The sequence below is a fragment of the Frankia sp. CeD genome, assembly GCF_000732115.1.
Lineage (GTDB): Bacteria > Actinomycetota > Actinomycetes > Frankiales > Frankiaceae > Frankia > Frankia casuarinae.
Map to the genome: position 1 here is coordinate 1 of NZ_JPGU01000079.1, position 6023 is coordinate 6023.

The 6023-nt window shown below is 70.0% G+C and carries 5 protein-coding genes and 1 pseudogene; 3 read left to right on the forward strand and 3 right to left on the reverse strand.

What is annotated here, in order from left to right:
• Positions 1 to 222, reverse strand: a 222-nt coding sequence (locus CED_RS20630) for an IS5 family transposase (RefSeq protein ID WP_035913496.1), incomplete at its 3' end; no start/stop codon positions are given.
• A gap of 130 nt (positions 223 to 352) precedes the next feature.
• On the opposite strand from CED_RS20630, the gene CED_RS20635 reads away from it, so the two are divergent.
• Positions 353 to 1567 carry an ISAs1 family transposase gene (locus tag CED_RS20635; protein WP_084680893.1) on the forward strand — a complete coding sequence of 405 codons (1215 nt, stop codon included), beginning with the start codon at positions 353 to 355 and terminating at the stop codon, positions 1565 to 1567.
• Positions 1568 to 1651: 84 nt separating this feature from the next.
• On the opposite strand, the gene CED_RS20640 is transcribed toward CED_RS20635, so the two are convergent.
• Positions 1652 to 3301, reverse strand: a complete 1650-nt coding sequence (locus CED_RS20640; protein ID WP_051868978.1) for an ISAzo13-like element ISFsp13 family transposase — start codon at positions 3299 to 3301, stop codon at positions 1652 to 1654.
• 303 nt (positions 3302 to 3604) lie between these two features.
• Between CED_RS20640 and CED_RS24490 the strand changes: the two are divergent.
• Together CED_RS24490 and CED_RS20650 are read left to right on the forward strand one after the other, a co-directional pair.
• Positions 3605 to 3946: pseudogene (locus CED_RS24490) on the forward strand (transposase); the annotation flags it as partial.
• A gap of 164 nt (positions 3947 to 4110) precedes the next feature.
• A complete protein-coding gene (locus CED_RS20650; protein WP_035913492.1) occupies positions 4111 to 5550 on the forward strand; it encodes an NF041680 family putative transposase in 1440 nt (479 codons plus the stop codon).
• 144 nt (positions 5551 to 5694) lie between these two features.
• On the opposite strand, the gene CED_RS20655 is transcribed toward CED_RS20650, so the two are convergent.
• Positions 5695 to 6023 (reverse strand): transposase (locus CED_RS20655; protein WP_035913494.1); only part of this gene is annotated, 329 nt, incomplete at its 5' end.

The following is a 6023-nucleotide window of genomic DNA, read 5'->3' on the forward strand; positions in this document are numbered from 1 at the left end:
GTAGTACACCGCGGACGTCGGGGGCAGGTCGTGGGGCAGGTAGCGCCACTGGCAGCCGGTCCGGGCCTGGTAGAGGACCGCGTTCACGATCTCCCGCATGTCGTAGCCGCCCTCGTGCCCGCTGGCCGAGGGGTGCCGGGCCTTCCACGCGGTGAGGACCGGGNGGATCAGGTCCCACGCCTCATCGGACAGGTCACTGGGGTACGGCTTGCGTTCTGCCATGTCTTCCAGCAGAACGCGCCAGCCGGCNAACGCAAGACGATCAACTCCGCACCCCAGAGANCAACTCAAGCTGAGNCCCGGCGAAAGCGTGCAGAACGCCCACTGACGTCTGCGTGGTCTGGAGTGCGGCGTGTCTGTGGGCGCATTGTCCCGTGCCGCGGCCGTGGTGGTGGGAGCCGGGGCCGTGTCGCGTGCGGGGATCTGGGAACGGTTGGCGGCGATACCGGATCATCGGTCCGCCCGAGGGCTGGTCTATCCGCTTCCGGTGCTGGCAGCGGTCTGGTTGTGCGCGGTGACCGCGGCCGGGCATGACCGGGTCGCGGCGGTGACCGAGTGGCTGGCGGCGACGAGCTGGACGGAACGAGTCCGGTTACGGCTGCCGTGGAATCCGTGGGACGGGCACCTGCTGCCGGACGAGGCCACGATCCGCCGGTTCCTCAACACCGTCGATGACCAGGCGCTCGCCACCGCGTTGCTTGATCCGCCGCTGGCCGACACCCCGGCTGACCTCACCGATGCGGTCCCGTCCGCCCCGGTTCGTCCGCCTGCCGGGGACCAGGCGGTGCCAGTGCGGGCGTATGCGGTGGACGGGAAGACCAGCCGAGGCGCGAAACGCGCGGACGGGAGCCAGGTCCACCTGCTCGGGGTCGCCGCCCACGGCGCCGGGGCGCTCCTCGGCCAGCGGGAGATCGACGCGAAAAGCAACGAGACCACCGAGTTCCGTGCGCTGCTGGCACCCCTGGAGCTGGCCGGGGCGTTCGTGTCGTTCGATGCCCTGCACACGGTGCGGTCCAACCTCGACTGGCTCGTCGTCCGGAAGAACGCCCACTACCTGGCGGTCGCGANACACAACCAGCCGAAGCTACGGGCGTTCCTGGCCGCGTTGCCGTNGACGGAGATCCCGACCGCGGACCTCACCCGCGACCGGGGTCATGGCCGGGAGGAGACCCGCACCCTGAAGGTCGCCACCGTCACCCACCTCGACTTCCCACACGCGGCCCAGGCCATCCGGATCAGACGCTGGCGCCGGCAGAAAGGCCAGCCAGCCAGCCACGAGACGATCTACGCGATCACTGATGCGACCGCGGACCAGGCCAGCCCCGCGCTGCTGGCCGATCTCGCCCGCGGCCAGTGGCACATCGAGGTCAAACAGCACTACGTCCGCGACGTGACCTTCGGGGAGGACTCCAGCACCAGCCGGACCGGCCGCGGTCCCGCCGTCCTCGCGCTGTTCCGGGCCACCGTCGCCGATACCCTGCGTCGCGCCGGTCATCGCAGCGTTCCCGCCTGCCGCCGCGCCCACAAGACCGCCACCGCCGCCCTCGACCTTCACGGCTTCCCCTGACAACCCGGACAGACCACCGCCACCGACGATCTACCGACAGAACCGATCAGAACGCGAGCGTGCCGGAGCCCTGGGACTTGCCGATTAATAAGGTCCGTTCTTGATGTTGTGGATCAGGGTGGTGAGGTCCTGGACGGTGGGCGCGGTGATCGGCGCGGGTTGGATCCGCCGGTCGAGGCCGTCCAGGACTGGGGTCATCTCGTGGATCGCGTCGCCGACGGCTCCGCGGGGTGAGCCCAGCAGACGGGTGAGGGCCTGCTGCTGGGTGGTCCACCGGTGGTGGATCACGGTGACCAGCAGCCGGTCGGACAGCGACAGGGGCCCGCGTCGCAGGACCCGGTGACGGGCGCGCTTGGGGTGCAGGCTGATGGGCGGGTGGTCGAGGATGTACTGCTCGACGGAGGCGAGCAGGGTGGCGTACTCGCCGCCGTTCATCCCGGTGATCGTCGGATGGTGTAGCCAGTCCGGGGCCCGGTCGTCGGGCTGGCCGGTCTCGACGTACCGGGACGCCGGCGTCGAGACGGCGCGGGGTGGCGCCGGGGCGAGGGTGTAGTTCCACGGGCCGTGCCAGTCGTGGGCGGTCAGTGGTAGGGCGTCCATGACCTCGTCGGGCACGGTCAGCCCGGTCGGGTAGGAGCCGGGGTCGAGTTCGGCGTGGACGCTCAGCCCGGTGCGAGTCGTCGTCGCGCCGATCGTGNTGACCACGACCTCGTGGCTGGTCAACGGCCGGCCACGCCAGTTCGTACTGATCCGGGAGAACAACCGGTGCTCGATCTTGTTCCATTTCGACGTGCCCGGCGGGAAGTGGCACACGGTGATCTGCAGGCCGGTCGTGCGGGCGAGGTCGGCGAGTTCCTTCTTCCAGGCACGTACCCGGTAGCCGTTGGCCCCGCCGACGTCCGCGGTGATCAGCAGCCGGGTCGCGGTCGGGTAGCGGTGACGGCCTTCCCCGTCCCACCAGCGACGCAGGGTCGCGACCGCGAACGCGGCGGTGTCCCCGTCGCAGCCGACCGACACCCAGCCGGTGTCGGCGGCCAGATCGTAGACCCCGTAGGGCACTGCCTTCTGCGCGCCCTTCTCGGGAAAGTCATGGGCGCGGACCCGCACCGGCTGCCCCTTACGGTGCCACTCCCGTCCGGCGANGGCGTAGTCACCGAGGACTTCCTTTTTCTTCGTGTCCACACTGACGACCGGCTGCCCGCCCGCGGTGAACTCCTTGACCCGTTCGTTGATATAGCGAAACTGGTCGTCCCGGTCAGGGTGACGTGCGCCCTCGGTCGTGCGTGAGGTGCCCTGCAGGCTGAACCCCTCCGCCCGCAGCAGCCCACCGACCGTATCCGCGCCGACCGGATGCCCACGTGCGGTGAGCTGCTCGGCGAGCCGGCGGGTGGACTTCACCGTCCACCGCAACGGCGACTCCGGAGCCCCCCGCTGGTCGGGCTCGACCAGCGCCAGCAGCGCCGCCACCAGCTCCGGATCCTTCTCCCGCAACGCCTTACGACCCCCACCCGGCGCGCGCACCCGGCCCGTCGAGGCTGCGCCCGCCCCCAGCTCGGCGACACCACGCGAGACCGTGTCCACCGATNCCCCGGCCGCCCGGGCCACCAGACGGATCCCGCCATGCCCGAACGCCCGCGCGTCCGCACCCAGCACCAGCCGGCGCTGCCGCTCATCCAGATGCGGCAACAGCACCGCGAACTTCTCCGCGAGCACCACCTCGTTGATCCGCTCCACACGCCGGAGCGTCCCACGATCTCCCGCGTAGATCAAAGACCGGAGTTATTTTCCGGCGACTCCCAGGGGGTGGGGGTGGCCTGCCAGGGCTGTCGGGGGGAGGCCGTGAAAGTCGAGTGCGGACGCGCTCGCCTACGCCCGCCAGCTCGCCGACGCGACCGACCGGTTCCCCGACACCCGCTGGGCACAGGCCCGGCCGCCGGGACGCGGGCCTGGCCTGCCCTGGCAACCAGGCCAGACGACGCATGGCGGTGCACCTGTCCGAACGCCGCCTGCGTCCTGTCGCCGACGCGACAGCCGGGTGACCCGCTATTCGATCACCGCCGCTGCCGGCACCTGTTCACCGACGCGGGCTTTTCCGGCACCCTCGTCGGGTGGGCGAAAGACGTCCTCGCCACCACGGTCGAGGTCGTGAAGAAGAAACCCGGCCAGAAGACCTTCGAGGCACTCCCGCGACGGTGGGTCGTCGAGCGCACGTTCGCCTGGACGACCGCCCACCGTCGACTCGCGCGCGACTACGAACGCCGCACCGCGCATTCGGAGTCCTTCTTCCGCTGGGCACTGATCCGCACGATGGCCCGCCGCATCGTACGAGGGACACCCGTACCCCGCTGGCGACCTGGATCCACCCCCGACCCCCAATAGATCAAGATTCCAAACAGGCTCTGAGCTTGTCGTTTAACCGCCGGGTGTCACGCTGCGCGATACCTGCTGGTGTTGTGGGGCGGGTCGGCGTGTCCTCGTGACATGGGACGACCTTCGGAAGATCGTGCTCTCGCCAAAGAAGCCGGATCAAGCCGAAGGTCGTGATGGGCAGTGTGCAGGACGAACCAGGACGCGTCGAGGCTCTGGGACGGCTGTGTCGCTTCCGGCTGGAGTTCTACGACTGCCTGACCCGCCGAGCGGACGCGCTGTTCGAAACGGCGGAGGCGGTGCTGTGCACCGACGGCCCGGTCCGGACGCTGGTCGACCTGACACTGGCCCCGGAGCACCGTCGCGGCCATGGAGCCTTGTACGACGGGCTGAACAGCGGCCGATTAGAGATCGCCCGGCTGCGACGTGCGCTCGCGGACCTTCCGCTGCCCGCGGCCGCTGACGGACGACTCGTGCTGGCCGTCGATGTCAGCCCATGGCTGCGCTCGGACGCCTCGACCAGCGCGGAGCGGCTGTTCTGCCATGTTCATGGTCGCGCGAAGAACCAGTCCCAGCTGATTCCTGGCTGGCCGTACTCGTTCGTCGCGGCCCTCGAGTCCGGCCGGACGTCGTGGACCGCGCTCTTGGACGCAGTTCGCCTCGGCCCCACCGACGACGCCACAGCGGTGACCGCCGACCAGCTCCGGGCGGTCGTGGGCCGGCTGATCGCCGCCGGGCACTGGCACGACGGAGACCCGAACATCCTGATCGTGATGGACGCCGGGTACGACGTGACCCGGCTGGCGTTCGTCCTGGCCGACCTGCCTGTCGAGGTGCTCGGCCGGATCCGTTCCGACCGTGTCCTGCGCCTGGCCAAACCACCGAGACAGCCGGGTACCAACGGCCGTCCGCCCAAGCACGGCCCCGAGTTCGCCCTCGACAGGCCCGCGACTTGGCCCGAACTGCAGCACACCACGACCACCAACACCAGCCGCTACGGCACCGCCACCGCGACCAGCTGGAACCGGCTACACCCCCGGCTCACCCACCGCACCTGCTGGCTCGACCACCCCGGAGACCTACCGATCNTCGAAGGGACCCTCATCCGCCTGCAGGTCGACCACCTCCCCGGCGACCGCGACCCCAGGCCCGTCTGGCTGTGGTCCTCCGCGGTTGACGCCACCGCCACCGACATCGACCGCGCCTGGCAGGCGTTCCTGCGCAGGTTCGACCTGGAACACACCTTCCGACTGTTCAAACAGACCCTCGGCTGGACCCGCCCGAAGATCCGAACCCCGCAGGCCGCGGACCGCTGGACCTGGCTGATCATCACCGTCCACACCCAGCTCCGCCTCGCCCGACCCCTGGCCCGCGACCTACGCCGCCCCTGGGAGAAACCCGCCCCACCAGGACGACTCACGCCCGCCCGAGTCCGACGAGGATTCCGGAACATCCGCGCGATCATGCCCCTCCCCGCCAGCGCACCGAAACCCACCAAGGCTGGCCCCGGCCGCCCTCCCGGCTCACGCAACCGCAGACCCGCACCCCACCACGACGTCGGAAAAACCATCCGACGGGACCTCACCATGACCGCCCACCAACACCGCACAGGTTAAAAATCAAGCTGAGACGAGCGGGCCGCTGGAGGAGTCGATCTGCCGAAAAGGATTTTCACCATCTACCGAGGTAAGTATTCGGAAGTCGTGTGAGGGCATGGTTGTGGGCGGCGTGACTGTGGGTCACGCCGCGCCGGGTGGTGGTCAGCCGGGTGGCTGTTTCCACGTGGCGAGGTCGTCGGGGCTGGCCNGCCAGGGCAGGAACCGGTCGAGGTCGGTTCCCTGTGGGGGTTTGCCGCCGGCTCGGCCGCAGGCGTCGAGGTAGGCGGTCAGGTAGGTCAGCGTGTTCAGTCCGTGCTTCTCGGCGGTGCCCAGGACGGTCCAGANGGCGGCGGCGAGGGCCGCGGCGTCGTCGGTGCGGGAGCCGTAGGCGTTCTTGCGGGTCACGACCGGGCGGCGCGGGGCGCGCTCCGCGGCGTTGTTGTCAAGATCTACCATGGGGTAGTCGCGGTGCGCGACGACCCCGTCCCACT